Annotated in this window: 19 protein-coding genes; 12 read left to right on the forward strand and 7 right to left on the reverse strand. The window is 41.7% G+C overall.

Annotated elements, in window-relative coordinates; genetic code table 11:
- Positions 1 to 117: 117 nt before the first annotated feature.
- On the reverse strand, positions 118 to 1,320 hold the full coding sequence (locus tag AN395_RS18410; protein ID WP_024033663.1) for a bifunctional alpha/beta hydrolase/OsmC family protein: 1,203 nt from the start codon (positions 1,318 to 1,320) through the stop codon (positions 118 to 120).
- A gap of 267 nt (positions 1,321 to 1,587) precedes the next feature.
- On the opposite strand from AN395_RS18410, the gene AN395_RS18415 reads away from it, so the two are divergent.
- Entirely contained in the window at positions 1,588 to 2,427 is an 840-nt protein-coding gene (locus AN395_RS18415; protein WP_004589526.1) for an isopenicillin N synthase family oxygenase, read from the forward strand.
- A 266-nt stretch (positions 2,428 to 2,693) separates the two neighbouring features.
- Here the strand turns inward: AN395_RS18415 and AN395_RS18420 are convergent, their stop codons facing one another.
- A complete protein-coding gene (locus AN395_RS18420) occupies positions 2,694 to 3,116 on the reverse strand; it encodes a DUF1801 domain-containing protein (protein WP_054983884.1) in 423 nt (140 codons plus the stop codon).
- A gap of 136 nt (positions 3,117 to 3,252) precedes the next feature.
- On the opposite strand from AN395_RS18420, the gene AN395_RS18425 reads away from it, so the two are divergent.
- Positions 3,253 to 4,644, forward strand: a complete 1,392-nt coding sequence (locus tag AN395_RS18425) for a DEAD/DEAH box helicase (RefSeq protein WP_054983885.1) — start codon at positions 3,253 to 3,255, stop codon at positions 4,642 to 4,644.
- A 103-nt stretch (positions 4,645 to 4,747) separates the two neighbouring features.
- On the opposite strand, the gene AN395_RS18430 is transcribed toward AN395_RS18425, so the two are convergent.
- Together AN395_RS18430 and AN395_RS18435 are read right to left on the reverse strand one after the other, a co-directional pair.
- Positions 4,748 to 5,491 (reverse strand): DUF3307 domain-containing protein, encoded by a 744-nt coding sequence (locus AN395_RS18430; protein WP_054983886.1) that lies wholly within the window; start codon positions 5,489 to 5,491, stop codon positions 4,748 to 4,750.
- Positions 5,491 to 6,114, reverse strand: coding sequence for a hypothetical protein (locus AN395_RS18435; RefSeq protein WP_054983887.1), 624 nt, complete (start codon positions 6,112 to 6,114; stop codon positions 5,491 to 5,493). The genes AN395_RS18430 and AN395_RS18435 overlap by 1 nt, the downstream gene beginning before the upstream one ends.
- Before the next feature lie 166 nt (positions 6,115 to 6,280).
- Here AN395_RS18435 and AN395_RS18440 point away from each other — a divergent pair, with 166 nt between their 5' ends.
- The 7 genes from AN395_RS18440 (at position 6,281) to AN395_RS18470 (ending at position 12,315) form a co-directional block, all read left to right on the forward strand.
- On the forward strand, positions 6,281 to 6,784 hold the full coding sequence (locus AN395_RS18440; protein WP_004589523.1) for an NYN domain-containing protein: 504 nt from the start codon (positions 6,281 to 6,283) through the stop codon (positions 6,782 to 6,784).
- 152 nt (positions 6,785 to 6,936) lie between these two features.
- The gene (gene nudC, locus AN395_RS18445) at positions 6,937 to 7,860 is read left to right on the forward strand and encodes an NAD(+) diphosphatase (protein ID WP_054983888.1); all 924 of its coding nucleotides are present in this window, start codon (positions 6,937 to 6,939) and stop codon (positions 7,858 to 7,860) included.
- 9 nt (positions 7,861 to 7,869) lie between these two features.
- A complete protein-coding gene (locus tag AN395_RS18450) occupies positions 7,870 to 9,051 on the forward strand; it encodes a cystathionine beta-lyase (protein ID WP_054983889.1) in 1,182 nt (393 codons plus the stop codon).
- A 163-nt stretch (positions 9,052 to 9,214) separates the two neighbouring features.
- Positions 9,215 to 10,042: an ABC transporter permease gene (locus AN395_RS18455; RefSeq protein ID WP_054983890.1), complete on the forward strand. Its 828-nt coding sequence runs from the start codon at positions 9,215 to 9,217 to the stop codon at positions 10,040 to 10,042.
- The gene (locus tag AN395_RS18460) at positions 10,039 to 10,947 is read left to right on the forward strand and encodes an ABC transporter ATP-binding protein (RefSeq protein WP_024033654.1); all 909 of its coding nucleotides are present in this window, start codon (positions 10,039 to 10,041) and stop codon (positions 10,945 to 10,947) included. The genes AN395_RS18455 and AN395_RS18460 overlap by 4 nt, the downstream gene beginning before the upstream one ends.
- A complete protein-coding gene (locus AN395_RS18465; RefSeq protein WP_004589518.1) occupies positions 10,947 to 11,321 on the forward strand; it encodes a PH domain-containing protein in 375 nt (124 codons plus the stop codon). Before AN395_RS18460 ends, AN395_RS18465 begins: the two co-directional genes overlap by 1 nt.
- A 199-nt stretch (positions 11,322 to 11,520) precedes the next feature.
- Entirely contained in the window at positions 11,521 to 12,315 is a 795-nt protein-coding gene (locus AN395_RS18470; RefSeq protein ID WP_004589517.1) for a putative porin, read from the forward strand.
- A gap of 88 nt (positions 12,316 to 12,403) precedes the next feature.
- Here the strand turns inward: AN395_RS18470 and AN395_RS18475 are convergent, their stop codons facing one another.
- Positions 12,404 to 14,251 (reverse strand): M2 family metallopeptidase, encoded by a 1,848-nt coding sequence (locus AN395_RS18475; RefSeq protein WP_054983891.1) that lies wholly within the window; start codon positions 14,249 to 14,251, stop codon positions 12,404 to 12,406.
- 167 nt (positions 14,252 to 14,418) lie between these two features.
- Between AN395_RS18475 and AN395_RS18480 the strand changes: the two genes are divergently transcribed.
- Complete coding sequence (locus tag AN395_RS18480) at positions 14,419 to 16,695, forward strand: acyl-CoA dehydrogenase (protein ID WP_054983892.1); 2,277 nt, start codon at positions 14,419 to 14,421, stop codon at positions 16,693 to 16,695.
- Between the two features lie 66 nt (positions 16,696 to 16,761).
- Here AN395_RS18480 and AN395_RS18485 read toward each other — a convergent pair whose 3' ends face one another.
- Both AN395_RS18485 and cysK read right to left on the reverse strand, forming a co-directional pair.
- Positions 16,762 to 17,196: a hypothetical protein gene (locus AN395_RS18485; protein ID WP_029773124.1), complete on the reverse strand. Its 435-nt coding sequence runs from the start codon at positions 17,194 to 17,196 to the stop codon at positions 16,762 to 16,764.
- Between the two features lie 146 nt (positions 17,197 to 17,342).
- The gene (cysK, locus tag AN395_RS18490) at positions 17,343 to 18,311 is read right to left on the reverse strand and encodes a cysteine synthase A (protein WP_004589513.1); all 969 of its coding nucleotides are present in this window, start codon (positions 18,309 to 18,311) and stop codon (positions 17,343 to 17,345) included.
- 366 nt (positions 18,312 to 18,677) lie between these two features.
- On the opposite strand from cysK, the gene AN395_RS18495 reads away from it, so the two are divergent.
- Both AN395_RS18495 and uvrY read left to right on the forward strand, forming a co-directional pair.
- On the forward strand, positions 18,678 to 19,829 hold the full coding sequence (locus AN395_RS18495; protein WP_024033649.1) for a dicarboxylate/amino acid:cation symporter: 1,152 nt from the start codon (positions 18,678 to 18,680) through the stop codon (positions 19,827 to 19,829).
- A 158-nt stretch (positions 19,830 to 19,987) separates the two neighbouring features.
- Positions 19,988 to 20,638, forward strand: coding sequence for a UvrY/SirA/GacA family response regulator transcription factor (gene uvrY, locus AN395_RS18500; protein ID WP_004589511.1), 651 nt, complete (start codon positions 19,988 to 19,990; stop codon positions 20,636 to 20,638).
- Positions 20,639 to 20,645 lie beyond the last annotated feature (7 nt).

Below are 20,645 nucleotides of genomic sequence, written 5' to 3' on the forward strand. Positions count from 1 at the left end.
AACCACACTACATAGGCTCTGCCTTGCCTAAATACCAAACAGACTGCTGCAAATTCAACCTCGAAAGGTAAACAGGCCCTAAATAGCGCAGCCACAGCTGCGCTATTTTTGTTTTAGTCACTCAACTAATTCACTTACTACAATTGGGCTGTTATGCAGGGTTTTATGCACTGGGCATTTGTCGGCTATTTCTAGCAGACGCTGGCGCTGTGCTTCGGTTAAGTCGCCGCGTAGGGTAATTTTACGGGTAATGGCCTCTAGGTTTTGGGTGCATTCGCCGTTGTCGCAATCTTTGTAATAGTCGCGGGTGTGTTCAAGCTCTACTTTTATATGATCAAGCGGCAGCTTTTTTAAGGTTGCATACATACGCAGTGTCATTGAGGTACACGCGCCTAGGCCTGCGAGTATATGGTCGTACGGATCGGGGCCTAAATTACTGCCACCTACCTTTAACGGCTCATCGGCAAGCCATGTATGATCTTTAGTACTTACGTGCTGAGTAAATATATGATCTTTTTCTTCAACCAGTACTTTGCCGTTTTCTAGTTTTGCGCTGTAGTTGCTTTGCTCGTATTTAACGTAGCGGTTTGCCCAATTAGCAATAAGCGTAGCAGCGTACTCGGCATCGTTTTTATTACTTAGTAAGTGGTCGGCGTTATCGAGGCTAATAAAGCTTTTTGGGTGTTTGGCTGATGCGTAAATTTTCTCGGCTTCTGAAATATTAACCGTGGCATCAACAGGGGAGTGCATAACTAAAAGTGCGCGTTTTAATTTGCCTATATGGCTACGGTCGTACTTTGCTATGTCCTCTACAAATTGTTTTTTTATGGTAAATTCGCGCCCAGCTAAGCTAACTTTAGCTTCACCTGCGGCGTTTATTTCGTCTAAATGGGCTTCAAAGTTATGTGCAACGTGTTGCGCATCTGAAGGAGCGCCAATTGTTGTAATAGCCGATACCTCAGGAATATGCTCTGCAGCAGCCAGTACGGCAGCGCCGCCTAAGCTGTGGCCAATTAATAACTGCGGCGCATCAAAGTGCGTACGCAGGTGATCGGCTGCGGCCACTAAATCTTGAATATTTGATGAGAAGTTACTGTTTGCAAAGTCGCCGTCGCTATTGCCAAGGCCGGTAAAGTCAAAGCGCAGTACGGCAATACCCTGTTGGGTAAGGGCGCGGCTTATGCGCGTAGCGGCAGCAATATCTTTACCACAGGTAAAGCAGTGTGCAAATAAAGCATAAAACTTTACATCGCCGGCTGGGCGTTCAAGCTGGCCTGCAAGTTCTAAATCGCCGCTTTTAAAAGATACTTTTTGTCGCATAGAAGAGCCTTAGTGTTTCATTAAAATACGTTACAATAATAGATAAGATATAAGCACTAACTAGTGTAATTTCAATGTTTATTATGCTTTGATCTTGATCAAGTAAACTGTTTACTATTTCATCGTGAGGACATTTGTCCTTATGTTTTTTGGGTGGTTTGTCTATCCTCGCACAGCGCTATAATGAAGGTTTTGCTACTTTATATTGGCTAATTAGCTATATTTTAAAGCAGCTCACTTCTAACAACCTATTCACTGGAACGTACAATGCAATTACCTACTGTTGATTATAAAGCTCCCGATGCGGCTGCTCACTTTGTTGAATCGTTAAGAAACACCGGTTTTGGTGTATTAAAAAACCACCCAATCCCGCAATCTTTAGTTGAGTCTATTTACGAAAAATGGCAAGACTTTTTTAATTCAGAGCAAAAGCACGACTTTTTATTTTCTAAAGAAACGCAAGACGGTTATTTCCCACCTTCTGTATCTGAGGTAGCTAAAGGCTTTACAGTAAAAGACATTAAAGAGTACTTTCATGTTTACCCTAAAGGTCGCGTGCCTGCAGAGCTTGAAGCCGACGTACGTGAGTACTACCGTTTAGCTAACGAATTTGCAGCAACGCTTTTAAGCTGGGTTCAAGCAGAGGCACCAGCCGATGTACGTGCTAAGTTTTCTATCGATTTAAAAGACATGATTGCTGATTCTGAGCAAACATTGTTACGCATTTTACATTACCCGCCAATGACAGGTGATGAAGAGCCAGGTGCAATTCGCGCTGCAGCACATGGTGACATTAACTTATTAACTGTGTTACCTGCATCGAACGAGCCAGGTCTGCAAGTTCAAAAAACTGATGGCGGTTGGTTAGATGTGCCATGTGACTTTGGTAGCTTAATTATTAATATTGGTGACATGTTACAAGAAGCGTCGGGCGGGTACTTCCCATCGACTATTCACCGTGTAATTAACCCAACGGGTAAAGCGTCGACTAAGTCGCGTATTTCTTTACCGCTGTTTTTACACCCACGTCCTGATGTTGTGCTTTCTGAGCGTTACACTGCAGACAGCTACCTACAAGAGCGTTTACGCGAGCTAGGTGTTAAATAACGTTATATTTATTGAGTTAAATATAAACCAAAAGCGGCTTTTAGCCGCTTTTGTTGTTTTTAAGCAAGGTTATACCAATCCGCAATATTTAGGGGCTAAACGTGTCGCTATCTGCGTTAAAAAATTCTCATTTATGACTATATGGATGCAGAAGGTAGAGTAATGCAGGAGCAATTGCCGAGAACAACTAAATAACGAATTTATTGTCTAGCTATCAACACGTTTATCTATTCTCAAAATAGATCACTTAATTAAGCGGATTGGTATTAATTTTTTGGGTAAGTTTGTTTCATTATTAAAACCGACTCAGCAATTATTTGCTCAAGTATAGCTAAATCGATATTTTCCAATTTTGTCACGTACAAACAGCTTTTACCTAGGCTATGTTTACCAAGCTTATTTAATAATGCCGCTATTTTGGGGTGATCAAAGCCAGGCATAATATAAATAGAAAGCTTAGTTTTGCGTGGTGAAAATCCTGTGATTGGCCATTCACCTGTGCGGCCGGAGTCGTACTTATAGCTGTATTGGTCAAACCCTATAATATCTTTACCCCATACAACAGGCTTTGCCCCTGTGACTTTTTCAAACAGGGTTAGTAAGGTTTGTGTGTCTTCAATACGCTTTGAATCTATACTTTCTAGGCATTGCTTAAGTGTTATTTGGTTTGCTTTAGTTTTTAATGTCATAGCGTTGATTTGTATTGTTATTAGCTACTCTAAGGTTAGCACTTAATTTGCTAAGTGAATATTTCCATGCATTTCTAAGTTAGTTGCGTATAATGCGCCCTTGGCCGGTTTGGCCTTTTTTTTATTGAGAGATTTTATGAGTTTTGATGGTTTAGGTTTATCACAGTCTTTAGTTAACGCGGTTTTAGAAAAGGGCTATGAAACGCCAACGCCTATTCAGGCTCAAGCAATTCCTGCAATTATTGAACGTCGCGATGTGATGGCGGCTGCACAAACAGGCACAGGTAAAACCGCTGGTTTTACGTTACCGCTAATTGAGCTGTTATCTAAAGGCAGTAAAGCAAAAAGTAACCACGTACGTGCCCTTATTTTAGCGCCTACGCGTGAGCTGGCTTTGCAGGTAAGCGAAAACGTTGAAGAATACGCTAAGCACTCTGCTGTAAGTTCGTTTGTAGTGTACGGCGGCGTAAAAATAAACCCACAAATGCAGCGCCTTCGTAAAGGGGTTGATATTTTAGTGGCCACGCCTGGGCGTTTAATCGATTTACATAATCAAAACGCTGTTAAGTTTGATAATGTTGAAGTGCTGGTACTTGATGAAGCGGACCGCATGCTTGATATGGGCTTTATTCACGACATTAAACGCCTGATTGCTAAAATGCCGCCTAAACGCCAAAACTTAATGTTTTCGGCAACGTTTTCAGATGATATTCGAGCATTGGCAAAAGGGTTAATTAACGACCCTGTTGAAATATCAGTTGCGGCAAAAAACACCACTGCTAAAAGCGTAACGCAAAGCGTTTACGCTGTTGATAAATCGCGTAAAACCGCATTACTTAGCCATTTAATTCGTAGCAACGATTGGCAACAAGTATTAGTGTTTAGCCGTACCAAGCACGGTGCAAACCGTTTAGTTAAACAGCTTGAGCGCGACGACATAGTAGGTGCCGCTATTCATGGTAATAAATCACAAGGCGCTCGTGTTAAAGCATTAGATGGTTTTAAAAGCGGTGAAGTACGCGTACTAGTAGCGACTGATATTGTGGCACGTGGCCTTGATATTGTTGAGCTTCCGCATGTGGTTAACTACGACTTACCAAACGTATACGAAGATTACGTTCACCGTATTGGCCGTACAGGCCGTGCTGGTGCATCAGGGCATGCTATTTCGTTTGTAACAGCCGATGACGCCGCTGATTTATACGGTATTGAACGTTTTATTGGTGAGCTAATCCCTCGCGCTGAAGAGCCTGGATTTGAACCAACTAGCCCAGTGCCTGAGCGCGCATTAGATGCTCGCCCAATTAAACCTAAAAAGCCTAAAAAAGCAAAGCAGCCGTTTAACAAACCTAAGTCTGATAAGCCGAACAGCAAAAAACCAAACAATGGGGGAAGCGGTACCGGCCCTCGTCGTGGTGGCTCTAAAAAACCAGCTGCCAAAACCGATGACAACGCACAAAGCCCATGGGCAAAGCGCCAATCGGTAGGTGGTAATGGCCAGCGCCGTCGTCGCCCAAATAACGATTAATCATTATTAAATATTGTATTGGCCTTTAATTAAACGCCAATACAAAAAAACGCGCTACCTTTTTAATAGAAGTAGCGCGTTTTTTATTATCTGAAATTTACACTTACCTAATCAACGAATTAACGCCTAATCCTACAAACAAGGTAACGCTAACGCTTAGTAAGGTGCCTAGCATAACGTACTCGGTGAGCTTTTTATCTTTACTGGCACTTAAATCGCCAAACCTAAATACCGACTTGGCAGCTAGCAAAAAGCCAAGCCCCGCAAATTGATCAAGTAGTATAAAGCTGAGCATAAGTACACGCTCTATCATGCCAATGCTTTGTCCGGCCAACGGTAAGCTGCCCTCACTTGAAAAGTTAGCGGTGAGCCTTTCAAGCATCATTCTTATAAATACGGCACTTGGGCTTAATATAATTAAATATCCGCATACAACCCAAAGCACTTTAGGGTTTGTGGCAAGTGCGCTTACGTACGCGATTAAACTTTGGTTATCAGTTATATAAATACACAGCGCTATTATTACGGCTATATGCGCTATTTGGTCGAGTAAAAAGGGCACAACCCCTTTGCTAGAATACGACTTAGCAATATCTATTAGGTAGTGGCTAAGCATAATTGCAGCTGTTGAAAGTAACACGGTGCTTAGTTGTTGCCAGCCATAGCTATATTCCCAAAGCGCTAAAATAACGGCGCTAACCACACCGTGTACTAATACATGCAGGTAGAGCTTTTTAGCTTTAAAGTGGTGGGTGTTTCTATCGTTTACCCAGCTCATTGGTTGTAAAAAAAAGTCACTGACTAGGTGGCCTATAATTAATGCCGCTAATAATAACGAAAACCCCATTACTCACTTCCTTTTGCAATCGTTGTTATGACCTGTTTAGCGTGTACTATAAATCGCTCCATAAGCTGATAATTTGCTAAATTAAGCAATTTAGTGACATTTTCGCGACTGGTGTTAAGCTCTTTTGCCAGTGCTGCATGGCTGTTATCGGCCTGGGTTAAATACACGTAAAGTGCATTGGCTTGTTTTTGCGTTATTTTGCTAAGCAAGGTATCAATAAAGGCAAGGTTAAGGCTAAAGCCCTCATCTAGGGTGTGCTTTGCTACCTGTAAGGTAAAGCGTTGGTTGGCTATTTTATCAAGGCCTTGCCCTGAGAGCACAAAGGCCGAGCCGGTGGCTGTTTTTATATCGCTGCGTGGGTTGTCTACCTCACCTAAGGCCATACTTTGGCGTAGCTCGTAACCTGCCGACTTTAAATGCAAATAAATGATAATAGCGGTTTTAATTAACTGCTCGCTTTGATTTATTTGTAACTGAAAAGCATCACCTCGGTATATGGTCCACAGGGATGTATTATCACTAATTGCACGCAAACTTTGCTCTAGCTGATAAAGCATGGCATCGTATTGCTGCTTAGGTATTTTTTGCGATTTAATTATATCGCCGCTGATCACACCAATCATAAAAATCCAAAAAGTAACTTAATGCAGTTACATAGAATCAGGTAACCAAATTTGGTTACATTTAGTTAAGTAACCAATTTAGGTTACTTAAAACAAAATTGCAAGGTTCACTCGTTAATGGCGTTTTATTTCAGCTGCGCTGAGCTGTGAGCACTTAAGGAAACAAATGACTTTACAAAACGATCAGCAAATCAGTAAGCCACGTGTAGGTATTTTTGTTGATGTACAAAACATTTATTACACGTGCCGCGAAAGTTACCGTAAAAACTTTGATTACAATGCATTTTGGGCGCACATGAAGCAGCAGTATTCTATAGATTGTGCATTTGCGTATGCCATTCACCGCGGTGATGAAAAACAAAACCAGTTTCAAAATATTTTGCGTGCTATTGGCTTTGAGGTAAAACTAAAGCCGTTTATTCAGCGCCGCGACGGCAGCGCAAAAGGGGATTGGGATGTAGGCATAACGATAGATATGCTAGAGCAAGGCAAAAACCTCGATAAAGTTATTTTGCTCTCTGGTGATGGCGACTTTGCGTTATTGCTAGGGCATTTAAAAAATCAATACAATGTACCGTGCGATGTGTACGGCGCCGATAAGTTAACCGCTGAGGTGCTAAAACAAAGTGCAGAACAGTTTCATTTAATTGATGATAGCTTGCTACTCTAAAGCATAAAATATAGCGGCTAAGTGCCTGCAACATGAGAGTTTTTAATAAAGAGCCTATATAGCTAATATAGGCTTTTTTTATTGCTGTAATAAATTGGGTTTACTCAGCGGTTATGGTAATTTTACGCCATACCATGTTATTGAGGACTCACATGCTTTATTACAGCGACATGCCATTAGACCGCGGGTCTAATTTTCGTAAAAACGCGGCGTGGTTAAACGCACAAATGTCGGCACAAAGTAAGTGGCTTTTGGTGAATAATAACCACACTTTGTTTTATAAAGACGCAGCTCAAGTGTGCTACTTAACGTATCAGCAAGTTGCCCATTTAGATTTATCAAACGCTATTTATTTAGGCTCAAATACCGAGCAACAGGGTGTGTTTGCGTTAGATGTTTCAGCCATACACGATGACGAACTCAAGTGCGTTATAGGCGACGCACAGTTTTTTGATATACGCCAATATGGCCCTCACGTTGATATACAAGATGGCTCTATCGCCGCTCTTGCCCGTGGCTTATGTTATTGGCATGCGACGCATAGTTTTTGTGGGCGTTGTGGCAGTAAAAATACATTAATAGAAGCAGGGCATTCTCGCCTATGTGAAAACGAGCACTGCAAGCACCCTACATTTCCACGCACTGACCCTGCAGTAATTATGGTGGTTACTAAAGAATTTGAAGATGGAATAGAGCGTTGTTTATTGGGTCGCCAAGCAATATGGCAACAAGGCATGTATTCGTCATTGGCGGGCTTTGTAGACCCAGGTGAAACACTAGAGCAAGCTGTAGCGCGCGAAGTTAAAGAAGAAGCAGGCATTGACGTTGATAATGTACGTTATATTGCCTCGCAACCTTGGCCATTTCCTTCATCTATTATGTTGGGTTTTATTGCTCAGGCTAAAACTGAGCAAATAAACGTAGATAAAGACGAATTAGACGATGCCAAATGGTTTACGCGCGAAGAAGTTAAGGCGTTTGGCAATATGGGCGATGAAGGCGATCATTATAAACTCCCTCGGGTCGATTCAATTTCGCGTTTTTTAATTGAACAATGGCTTTCTAATAAGGTTTAAGGATTGGTAATGTCGACAAGTAAAAATAAAAATACCCAGTTAGTATCAACGGGGCGTAAAAAAGCCTACACCCATGGTGTGGTAAACCCCGTAGTACAGCGTGCTTCTACAATTGTATTTGACAGCGTGGCCGAATTAAAAGAAGCCGCTAAAACCCGCGGTGATAAAACATTATTTTATGGCCGCCGTGGCACAACTACACATTTTGCCTTGCAAGAGGCGATAACCGAGCTTGAAGGCGGCGAAGGCTGCGCACTTTACCCATGCGGCGCTGCGGCAATAAGCCAAGCGTTATTGTCGTTTGTAAAAGCGGGCGATCATATTTTAATGGTTGATAACGTGTATGAACCTACGCGTGATTTTTGCGATAAAATTTTAGCGGGGTTAGGTGTTACCACCACTTATTACCCACCCACGATTGGCGCAGGTATTGAGGCGTATATTCAGCCAAACACAAAAGTGCTGTTTTTAGAATCGCCTGGCTCTATAACCATGGAAATACAAGATGTACCTGCCATGGTTAAAGTAGCCAATGAGCATAATATTATGACCATGCTTGATAACACCTACGGCAATGGCTTGCATTACCGCCCACTTGAACACGGTGTAGATATTAGTATTCAAGCAGCAACTAAGTACATTGTTGGCCACTCTGATGTAATGATGGGTGTAGCAGTGGCAAATAAAAAGTACTGGCCAACCCTGCGTGAGCAGTCGTACTTATTGGGGCAATGCACCAGCGCAGATGATGCCTATTTAGCGCTTAGAGGCTTACGCACTATGGCAGTACGTTTAAATCAGCACGAAAAGGCGGCTATAGAGGTGGCAAAATGGCTTGAGCAACATGAGTTAGTTGATCATATTCGCCATCCTGCATTTGCAAGCTGCCCTGGGCATGAATTTTTTAAGCGCGACTTTGATGGCAGCAATGGGTTGTTTTCATTTGTAATGAAAACCGGTAACCAAAAAGCCATTGATGCGTTTTTAGATAGCCTTGAGCACATTAAAATGGGCTTTTCGTGGGGCGGCTTTGAAAGTTTAGTCACCGCCAATTTGACCATGAAAGGTTTACGTTCGAACACCGGTTGGGATTTAGGCCCTGTTATTCGCTTGCATATTGGCCTTGAAGACATTGATGATTTAATTAATGACTTAAGCCAAGCGCTTGAGGTATACCAACAGCATTTATAAAAATAGGCTAAATAAACAAAGTTTGGCCTGTTACATTTAAACGGTTTGTTACAAAGCTCACTTATGGTGAGCTTTTTTTTGCTGGTAATTCAAGGTGTTTACACTTACTGTTGTTACATTACGCTTTATTTTAAAGCATGAGCAACGTCATTAAGGAAAGCCAATGGCAACATCATCATTAGTGAACATAGGGCGATTAACCCAAATAGCGGGTTTTGAGCTAGTACGTATGTTTTTAACCAAGCGCGGCTTAATTGCAATGGCCGCCTTTGCCCTTGTTTGGTTACTTATTTTACGCTACCCGATAGGCCAAGCCGTCAGCATTATTAGTGCGCCCAATTTTGAACAAATGGCACGCGATATTTCAGGCAGTATTGGTTTAAGTAAGTTGCTTGATTGGCCTGAGGCCGAATTTGCTATGTACTGGCTAGTCGCTTTGTATAGCTTTCCGCTGTTTGCTATTTTTATATCAAGCGATCAAACCGTTGGCGATAGAGAGCGCGGCACATTACGGTTTTTATCATTGCGCTCTACACGGTTTGAAATTTTATTTGGCCGTTTTTTAGGTCAGCTTGGCGTGTTAGCGTGTTTATTAGCTATTACCCTAGTGGCAACCCTTGGCGTACTTGGTTACAGAGAGCCTAGCCTATTAATGGGGGGGTTAAGCCGTGCGGTTTCTATATTTATAATAATGGTGGTGGTACTTAGCCCGTTTGTGGCATTAATGAGTTTGATTAACACGTTTGCTCGCTCGTCTCGTTTAGCAATTGTGTTAGCCATTTTATATTTTGCTGGTGGCGGCATTATTGTGGGTATATTGGCGTGGCAAGTACCGGCTTTAAATGCGCTCGATTACCTTTTCCCTGGGGTTAATTCTGAGCTTTTAGCTGGGCAAAACCTACCTTTATTAAGTGCCTTAGGTGTGCCGCTTATTCAAAGTGCTGTATTTATAGCGATTGCGCATCGAATATTTACAAGGAGTTCGCTATGAGCGTATTAATAAAAGCCAGCGGCTTGAGTAAATCGTATGGCGCAAAGCAAGCACTTAACAACGTAAGCTTTGAAATTCAAAAAGGCGCACCTGTGGCGTTAGTGGGTCCTAATGGCGCCGGTAAAACCACATTATTTAGTTTATTGTGCGGCTATATTAACCCAAGCCACGGTGAGCTCAGTATTTTAGGGCATAAGCCTGGTAGTGCAGCGTTGTTCAACCAAGTGAGTGCATTACCGCAAGATGCGCAGTTAGATCCGCGTTTTAATATAGATAAGCAACTGGCGTTTTATGGCAAGCTTCAAGGCATGGGCGCTAAACAAAGCCACAATGAAGCGCTGCGCGTACTTGATTTGGTAGGCTTAAAAGAAGTCGCTAAACAGCGTGCGGGCGATTTATCTCACGGTATGCGCAAACGGGTAACGATAGCACAAGCGCTGATTGGCTCGCCGAAAATAGTGATGCTTGATGAAGCCACAGCAGGGCTTGACCCTATTCATGCCAGGGAGGTGCGAGAGCTGGTATCGAGCTTAAGCGATGAAGCCACCTTTATTTTAAGTTCGCACGATTTAACCGAACTTGAGCGATTATGCTCCCAAGTGCTCCACCTAGATAAGGGCATTTTGAGCGAGCACCAAACAAAAGACAACAATACGCATACTCACTTTTATACCTTAATGCTCAACGAGGCGTATCAAAATGTGGAGCAGCAACTGCAGGCGTTAGCAGGTGTAAGCCGTGTGTATATGAGCCAACATAAAGAATACGTGATTGAGTACCAGCCAACCGGTGAGCCACTTGATATTGCTTTATTAAACTTTTGCCATCAACAAAACTGGCAATATAGGCAGTTAGTAAATGGTCACACCTTAGAAAATCAAATATTTACACAGGAGAAAGCATAATGGGACTACTCAGTGGTTTAATGGGAAATGCAAGCGAAGTAGATGATTCTGATTTAGAAAAAGTACTTGCTAATACCCTAATAGATGGCGAACAAGTAGAAAAAGCCTATAAGGTGATTCGCGATATGTTTATTTTTACTAATAAGCGTTTAATTTTAATTGATAAGCAAGGTATGACCGGCTCTAAAATGGAAATGGTGAGTATTGCTTATTCTAAAATTACTAAGTTTAGTAAAGAAAGTGCAGGGCACTTTGATTTAGATGCCGAGCTTAAAATTTGGATTGGTTCAGACCCAACGCCTATTAGTAAAGAGTTTAAATCGGGCGATAATATTAACGAAGTTTATCGTGTAATAAGTCAGCATGCGCTTTAGTTTGCTGAACATGCTTTAAGTAGTTGTTGACTATATGTTGCAACTACTTTAAATTTACAGTTTCTTACACCTACTTACAATTAACTTAATAAATACAACTGCTTAATTAAGTTTTCATTCAGTTTCTCAGCGTTAGCATATCCCCACTTTAGTCAATGAGCTAAAGCATAAAAAGCAATGCACAAAGGGAAGTCTTACAATGAAAAAATTAGCAGTTATTATTTCAAGCATTTTATTATCTAGCACTGCGGCTGCTGCAGACAGCTACAATTCAATCAGTAATTTAAGCTACAAAGATAGCGATAACAACGACACCGTTGCTGTAGACTCTATTTATTACCTATCTCCTAAAAAAACATTAGGTCCGTACGATCAGTTTGAGTACATTAATAAACAAACTAACGTTTACGGCGGTTATGCTGATGACGACTTTGGCGATGTTACTAACATTGGTGGCGAATACTTTATTAATGAATTTGTTGTTGGCGCATCTTACGAAAACCTTGACCCAGATTCGGGCTCTAACGGTGAGCTTTACAAGCTAACTGGTGGCTACTTCTTTAACCCTGATTTATTAGCAAAAGTAACGCTTGTTGAAAACAAAGACGGCGATGACTTTGCTTTGTTTGATTTAGCATACAATCACATGCTAAACAGCACAGACTACGTAGGTGTAACACTTACATCTGATGACGACTTTGATTACCGCGCTGTTGCAGCTAAGTACTTTATTGACTTACAGCAAGGTAACTTTTTAACGTTTGAAGGTAAATACGAGAGCATTGAAGATGCAGAAAACCAGTGGGTAGCAGAAACTAACTACTACTTCTCAAAAGCAACCTCGGTATTTGCTAACTACAACAAGCAAGATACATACAGCTTTGGTGCTCAGCACTTCATCAATAAAAACATTGGTCTTAAAGTAGGTTACGAGAACAATGCAGATGACTCTGATAACGATGCATACTTTGCAAACATGCGTTTTCAGTTTTAATTAAGCCCTGTACTTAATTAAAAGCATAAAAGCCCGCTACTGTAGCGGGCTTTGATGTTTTTAACTTAAATTAACCGTGGTAAAAGTTTTACCAGCCGCAATTACGGTCTTTGTTCTGCTCATCTAAATAGCGTTGCAGCGGTGCAAAGTAATCAAGCATAGCGGTTGCATCCATTTGTGGCTTGCCAGTGATGGTTTCAAGGGCTTCTTGCCATGGACGAGAAGAGCCCATTTCCAGCATTGCGTTTAGCTTATCCCCTGCTTCTTTTGAATTATAAATAGAGCAGCGGTGAATGGCTTTATCGTTACCGGCTATTTCACATAAGCTACGGTGAAATTCAAACTGTAAAATATGCGCTAAAAAGTAACGTGTATAAGGAGTGTTGCCTGGTACGTGGTATTTAGCACCTGGATCAAAGTCATCTTCGCTACGTGCAATAGGCGCTTTCACACCTTGGTATTTTTCACGTAGCTCCCACCACGCTTTATTATAATCTTGTGGCTTTACTTGGCCCGAAAATACCTGCCAGCGCCATTGATCAACCATTAAGCTAAAGGGCACAAACGCGACTTTATCTAGCGCCATTTTCATTAGTAAGCCAATGTCTTTTGACTCATCAGGTACTTGCTCGAGTAAACCAATCTCTTTTAAGTAACCGGGTGTAACCGATAAAGCAATGGTGTCGCCAATGGCTTCGTGAAAACCATCGTTGGCACTTTCTTGATAAAATAAAGGTTGTTTATTATAAGCGCGCTGATAAAAGTTGTGGCCTAGCTCATGGTGAATAACAGAAAATTCTTCGCCGGTGCGTTGAATACACATTTTAATGCGTAAATCGTCTTTGTTATCTATATTCCAAGCAGAGGCATGACACTGCACGTCTCTGTCTTTCGGTTTTACAAATAACGAACGCTCGTAAAAAGTCTCTGGCAGTGGCTCAAACCCCATTGAGGTAAAAAAGGTTTCAGCACCTTTAACCATTTTTAGCTCGTCGTAATTATTTTTAGCTAATAGCTCGGTAACATCGTAACCCGGATCGGCGTTTTCTGGCGCGACCACATCGTAAATGTTACCCCACGCTTGCGCCCACATGTTTCCTAATAAATGCGCAGGAATAGGCTCATCTTGGGCTACTTTGTCGGTGCCGTATTTTTCGCCTAATTTAGCGCGTACATGGCAATGCAGTGAGTTATAAAGTGGCTTTACTTGCCCCCAAATGCGGTCAAGCTCGGTTGTAAAGTCATCGGCTGGCATATCGTACTTGCTGCGCCACATTGCGCCGGTATCAGCATAACCTAGCTCTTTAGCCCCTTTGTTTGTAAGGGTTACTTGCTGCTCGTAAAGTGGGCGCATTGGCTTTGAAATTTGACGCCACCCTTGCCATAAATCAAGTAGCTCGTTGTAATCACGGCTGGTGGCCATCTTTGCGGTCATATCACCTAGGCTTAAACAGCTGCCATCGTCTTTACAGTATTTACCTTTACCGTATAAACCACCTAGTTCTGCCACAATAGTTGAAAGTTGGGCTGTTTTTTCGGCGTCCTGAGGAGCGGGTAAAGTAAGCGCAAGTTTAAGTTTATTAAGCTTGCGGCGTGCATCGTAATCAAGCGCTAAGTCGTCAAATTGTGCTGCCTGATTGGCTAAACGTACGACCGACTCGGTCATTTTACGATTAACTTCGGCAGATAACGCCGAGGTGTCGTGTGTTATAAAGTTTGCGTAAATCCACTCAGCGCGGCTCGACTCTAGGTAAAGCTCACTTAGCTCTTGCTCGGCTTTGGCAATAAATGCATTGGCATCTTGTTTTGTAAGAGGCTTTTCGGTCTGTGCTGAATCACTAGTGTCTATGGCTATTTCTGCTTCGCAGGCGGCTAGTGCTAATGTACTTGCGACTATGAGGGCGCTCATACTTAGTTTAAAGCGTGGTGTGTTCATTGTATTCCTTTGGTTTATTGTTATTAAGAAAGTGATAATAGCAGCGATGTTTAAAACAATAAAATTAATACGTTAAGGCGTGTGGTGCATCGCGCAATGATTGTATTTAAACTAAGATGGGTCATAATTAAGTTACTATTTTCATTCAATGTAAAAGGAATGTGCTCATGTCAGTATTTATAATATTGCTGGTCGTGGTGGTGGTTATTTTTGCAGTCAAAGATATTCGCCTTAACCTGATCAGCCGTCCTACGTTTAAAATGTTTAAAAAGGTACTTCCGCCGCTCTCGCAAACTGAGCGAGAGGCAATGGAAGCCGGCGATGTATGGTGGGATGGTGAGCTATTTAGTGGTAATCCAGATTGGCAAAAACTGCATAACTTTCCAAGGCCTGAGCTTAGCGATAAAGAAAATGACTTTATGGATAATCAGGTTAACACGCTACTGGCGATGCTAGATGATTACCAAATTGTACAAAAAGACAAAGACCTGCCAAAAGAAGTCTGGGATTACTTAAAAACACAGGGCTTTTTTGCGCTGATCATTCCTGAAAAATTTGGTGGACGTGAGTTCTCTGCCATTGCTAATTCAACCATAGTGTCAAAAATTGCCACAAAAAGCTTAACTGCGGCGGTTACTGTTATGGTGCCTAATAGCTTAGGCCCAGGCGAGCTGTTACTGCATTATGGCACAAAAGAGCAACAAGACCGTTGGCTGCCAAGCCTTGCAAGTGGTAAAGATGTACCGTGTTTTGCACTTACCGGCCCAGAAGCAGGCTCTGATGCGGGCAGTATTCCCGACTCAGGCGTAGTGTGTAAAGGGCAGCATAATGGTGAAGAGGTAATAGGCCTGCGTTTAAATTGGTCTAAGCGTTATATTACGCTTGCGCCGGTGGCAACCGTACTTGGCCTTGCCTTTAAAATGTATGACCCAGATGGGTTATTAGGCGATGAAAAAGAGCTAGGTATTACCTGTGCGCTAATTCCTACAGATCACGAAGGGGTAGAAACGGGTGAGCGCCATTATCCATTAAATATGGCATTTATGAACGGAACTACCTACGGTAAAGATGTTTTTATTCCGCTAGATTGGATTATTGGCGGTGAGCAGGGCGCAGGGCGAGGCTGGCGCATGTTGGTTGAGTGTTTAAGTGCTGGACGCGGTATTTCTTTACCTGCACTAAGCACCGCAACAGGGCATTTAGCCTCTAAAATGACCTCTGCTTACTCTGTGGTACGCCAACAGTTTGGTGTATCAATTGGCCAATTTGAAGGTGTACAAGAAGCCTTAGCCCGTATTGGCGGGTTAACGTATACGTTAGAGTCTGCGCGTTTAATGACCGCAGGCGCAATAGATTTAAAACTTAGCCCATCGGTTGTTACCGCCATTGCAAAATACCATATGACCGAAATGGGGCGTACGGTAATGAACGATGCAATGGACATTCATTCTGGTAAAGGTATTCAAGTTGGGCCTAATAACTATTTAGCCCATGGTTATATGGGGATCCCGGTATCGATTACCGTTGAAGGGGCAAACATTTTAACCCGCAACTTAATGATTTTTGGCCAAGGTGCCACCCGTTGTCATCCATTTGTGTTAAAGGAAATGGAAGCTGCCGCAATGGAAGACGATGATGCAGCACTTGATCAATTTGATAGTTTATTGATGAAGCACATTTTATTTGCTGCCAGTAACGCCGGCATGGCTTTTGTGCATGGTCTTACGCGAAGCTGTTTGGCAAAAGCGCCCGTGTGCGGTGCAACCGCAGTGTATTACAAACAGCTAAGCAGAATGAGCCGAGGGCTTGCTTTTACTACAGATGTAGCCATGTTGGTACTTGGTGGCGAGTTAAAGCGTAAAGAGATGATTTCGGCGCGTTTAGGTGATGTGCTTAGCCACTTATATTTGGCGTCTACTGTATTAAAGCGCTTTGAAGATGAAGGGCGCCAACAGGCTGATTTACCTTTTGTGAAATACGCTATTGAAAATTCTCTTTATGAGATAGGCCAAGCGTTTGATGGTTTTTTCAAAAACTTTTCAAATCCGGTGGTTAACTTTTTACTTAAACGCATTGTGTTTCCGCTGGGGAATCACTACCACAAGCCAAGTGATGAAACAGCCCAAAGGATTTGCGAGCATATGACGCAACCTGGGGTGTTTAGAAACCGCTTAACGCACTTATGTTATGTAGATGAAAATGCGGGCACGGGCGTGATGGAAAATGCATTTTTAGCTATGCACGATATGCAAACACAGTTTAAAGAGTTAAAACACTGGCAACGCAGTGGTAAGGTCCCTGCAACGCTCGACATAGAAGGCGCAATAAATTACGCACTAGAGAATGAGCTCCTTGCGCAAGCAGATGCCGATGCAATGCACCATACCAATAAACTAAGAAAACAAGCAATTGCCGTTGATAACTTTAAACCCGGTGAATTATAACGCTTAAGATAAGCGCTAAACGCAAAAAGGCCTTACATGTGTAAGGCCTTTTTTGTGGTGTATAAGTTAGCGTGCGTAAGGGTCTGCAACTATTTTATCGATATACCATTTCCCTTTTTTACGAAGCATTTTAACGCTGCGCATATCATCGACTTTATCGCCATTAAAGTAGCCTGTAAAAATGAGGTTTATTTTGGCGTTATCGCCATATTGTTCGCGTACACTCATATTGGTCATATCGACTTCAATTACTACTTCATCGTATTGCAGGTTTACTAAGTTTCGGGCAAATTGCTTAGCGGTGCCATAGGATTTCATAATCCGGCTTAGGTTAGGGGTGGCCATTGTGCTGGCTTTTTGTAAATCTTTTTGATTATACAATGCATCAAAGTAAGCGGTGGCTGTATCGCCCGGTGAGTCGCCCAGCGTTTGTACGCTATCGCCACAGGCGGCTAAAAATAAGCATACGATAAAACTTAAATAAGCTGTTATTTTTTTCATGTTGAATGTTTTTAATTAGTTTTTTTAAAGTGTGTGGTTAATTAAACAAGATGTAAAGCAGCACTGGGGAATAAATAGAAAATTGAATCATAAATAATAAAAAAGGATGCCATAAGCATCCTTTTAAGTATCTCAAGGAGAGAAGTTTACTGTACTAATTCTTGCTCGCTAAATTCTTCAGCAAACATTGGGCTAGACAGGTAACGCTCTGTGGCACTTGGTAAAATCACCACAATATTTTTATCAGCGTTTTCTGGCTTTTCAGCAAGGCGTTTAGCGGCAACAACAGCTGCGCCTGATGAAATACCCACTAAAATACCTTCTTTTTTCATTAGCTCATGAGCCATTGCAATAGCATCTTCGTTTGATACTTGCTCAGCACCATCAATCACACTTAAATCAAGATTACCAGGAATAAACCCTGCGCCAATACCTTGAATTTTATGTGGACCTGGTTTTACTTCTTCGCCTGCAAGCGTTTGGCTAATAACAGGTGAGTTAGTTGGCTCAACTGCAATCGCTTTAACATCTAGGCCTTTTTCGTTTTTAAGGTAACGGCTAACACCTGTAATAGTACCGCCAGTGCCTACGCCTGCTACAAAAAAGTCTACTTTACCATCAAGCGCTTCAAAAATTTCAGGGCCGGTTGTTTCAAAGTGAATTTTAGGGTTAGCTGGGTTTTCGAACTGTTGTAATAAAATGTATTTTTCTGGATCTGTTGCCTGAATTTCTTTTGCTTTTTCAATTGCGCCATTCATACCTTTAGCGCCATCTGTAAGCACTAAGTTAGCGCCTAATGCTTTTAATAGTTTGCGGCGCTCTAGGCTCATTGTATTTGGCATGGTAAGTGTTAATTTATAACCACGTGCTGCTGCAACAAATGCAAGGGCAATACCTGTATTACCCGATGTAGGTTCAATTAGTTCTTTACCTTCAACAAGCTGACCTGATTTTTCAGCTTCCCAAATCATTGATGCACCAATACGACATTTAATACTAAAGCTAGGATTACGCGATTCTACTTTAGCGTAAACGTTTCCGCCTGTTACGCGATTAAGCTTTACCAGTGGTGTATTACCAATGCTTAGTGAGTTATCTTCAAAAATAGTAGACATAATGTTCCTTTGGATACAATCTGATCAATGTGTTAATAGCCTTTGCTATTAACTATATAAATACACTTTACTGCGAGTTTAAAAAAACTAAAGTAAAGTTTGGCTATAACATATATCTATTGGGCTTATAACCAGCCGAAATAAAAATTAGTTATTATTGTTGCTTTAGTTATTAAAGATGCGGGCTCATTTTTAAATTTAAAGAGTAAATTTCGCCACGTAGTTAAAAAATGCTCAGAGTAGGCTAATTATTGCGATGTTTTTGTGTGTTATTTGCGCACATGAATATAACTTGAATACTTTTATCACACAATGCGCCTAAAACATGTTAAAAACACTCTATCTATATTCAACTAAGCAATCACAATGAAGTTAATCTTAAAATTAATTGCCGGTATTGTGGCCGGTATTTTGGTCGGGCTTTATGTGCCTCTCACAGGTGTTGAGCTTTTATTTACTGTTAAAGAACTTATTGGCCAACTCATTTCTTTTACCATTCCATTAATTATTTTATTTTTTATTGCTTCGGGCATTGCGGGCTTGCCTAAAGGGTCTGGCCATTTATTAGGTAAAACCGTTGGCTTTGCTTATAGCTCTACAGTAATTGCAGGTACGCTTGCCTTTTTATTAGTAAGTGCGGTTATTCCACTGCTAAGTGGCAATATTACGTTTGAAGCCGAAGTTGCCACTGAAATTGGCAGTTTTATTGATTTAGAAATTCCACCGCTGATGGGTGTAATGACAGCGCTTGTGACTGCATTTGTGTTTGGTATTGGCATGAGCCAACTTGAATTAGAAACACTTAAAAAAGTGTCTGATCAGGGTCGCGATGTAATCGATGCTTTATTATCTAAAGTAATTATTCCGGCATTACCATTTTACATTGCGGGTGTATTTGCAGAAATGACCGTAGCAGGGACCGTGGTCGATACACTGCAAACCTTTGGTGTTGTGCTTATTGCTGCACTTGTTATGCACTGGCTGTGGCTAACCGTATTATATGTTTCTACGGGGATATTACTTAAACGTAACCCGTTGGAGCTCGTTAAAAATATGCTTCCTGCTTATTTTACAGCGCTGGGGACAATGTCGAGCGCGGCAACCATTCCGGTGTCTTTGCAATCAAGCAAAGCAAATAACGTAAAAGAAGATGTAGCAAACTTTACAGTGCCACTGTGCGCTACTATCCATTTATCGGGTTCTACCATTACGATTGTGACGTGTGCAATGGCCGTAATGTTTTTATCGCCAAGCATGGAAGTACCTTCTTTAATGGGGATGCTGCCGTTTATTATGATGTTAGGGGTAGTAATGATTGCAGCGCCAGGTGCACCTGGTGGAGCAGTAATGTCGGCGCTCGGTTTATTAACCAGTATGCTTGGCTTTAACGAAGGCGCTGTTGCACTTATGATTGCACTTTACCTTGCGCAAGATAGCTTTGGTACTGCGTGTAATGTAACAGGCGATGGTATTATTGCCCTATGGGTAGACCGTTTTAGCGAAAAAGCAGCGTCATAAAAAACTAAAGTACTGGTATTTAGCAGTAGTAAAATAATGCTAAAAGATGAGTACACCTAAAGCGAAGCAATAATATTAGTTATTGTTTCGCTTTAACTGTGGTAATGTGGCAAATTAGATTGTTTGTCGCGTATTGTTAGGTTAATGAGGGTATTACATTGATTAATGTGCTTTTAGTTGATGACCATGAGCTGGTACGAACTGGTATAAAACGTATATTAGATGATGTACGTGGTTTTAAAGTGGTAGGCGAAGCTAAAGATGGAGAGGCTGCGGTACAGTTTTGTCGCCAGCACGCACCTAATATTGTATTAATGGATATGAACATGCCTGGCATGGGTGGCTTAGAGGCCACAAAAAAGATTTGTCGCTATTGCCCAGATGTAAAAATTATTGTGCTTACGGTTAATTGCGAAGACCCGTTTCCATCAAAAGTGATGCAAATTGGCGCGCATGGCTTTTTAACCAAAGGTGCAGGCTCTGATGAAATGGTTCGTGCTATACGGTCTGTTCATGCAGGTCAGCGTTATATCGCCCCAGAAATTGCACAACAAATAGCCCTTGCACAAGTAACAGGGCGTACCGATGAAAACCCTTTTCAAAGCTTATCTGAGCGCGAGCTACAAATTATGCTAATGATCACCAAAGGTGAAAAAGCTCAAGATATTGCCGAGCGCTTAAATTTAAGTTCAAAAACAGTGAACAGCTACCGTTACCGTATGTTTGAAAAATTAAACGTAGGGGGCGACGTTGAGCTTACTCATTTGGCTATTCGCCATAAAATGATTGATATAGACGTATCTCATTAATTTTTTA

The sequence above is a fragment of the Pseudoalteromonas sp. P1-30 genome, assembly GCF_001400005.1.
Lineage (GTDB): Bacteria > Pseudomonadota > Gammaproteobacteria > Enterobacterales > Alteromonadaceae > Pseudoalteromonas > Pseudoalteromonas atlantica.